Annotated in this window: 1 protein-coding gene; it reads right to left on the bottom strand. The window is 65.4% G+C overall.

What is annotated here, in order from left to right:
• Positions 1–358: penicillin acylase family protein (locus DSY14_RS28330; RefSeq protein WP_211719628.1), on the bottom strand; the 358-nt coding region annotated here is incomplete at both ends.

The raw sequence follows: 358 nt of genomic DNA, 5'->3' as shown, positions 1-358 counted from the left end.
TCCTTGGGCAGCTTGTTGCCGAAGGCAAGCTTGAGGATGTTGCGCCAGACCGCGTTGAAGTACGCGGCCGCCGCCGAGTCGGCGTCCTGGGTGTAGTCCCAGCCCTCCAGCAGCTTCTGCGTCTCCCGGACGCTCTTGTCCTCGACGTCGATCTTCAGCAGCTTGGGCACCAGCAGCCGGGCGACCTCGCTGCTGTTGTCCAGCTGCATCTGCCGCATGTCCTCGGTCGAGATCTTCCCGCCGCCCTTGATCTTCGAGTCGATCAGGTCGGCGAGCCGCTGGCTGCGCGTGCCGTAGCCCCAGTCCGTGGTGAGCGTGTAGGGGTACTTGTCCTTGTCGACGACGGCCTGGTTGGCGG

This window comes from Nocardiopsis sp. MG754419 (assembly GCF_018207095.1).
Lineage (GTDB): Bacteria > Actinomycetota > Actinomycetes > Streptosporangiales > Streptosporangiaceae > Nocardiopsis.
This window is presented reverse-complemented; position numbering and strand designations above follow the sequence as displayed.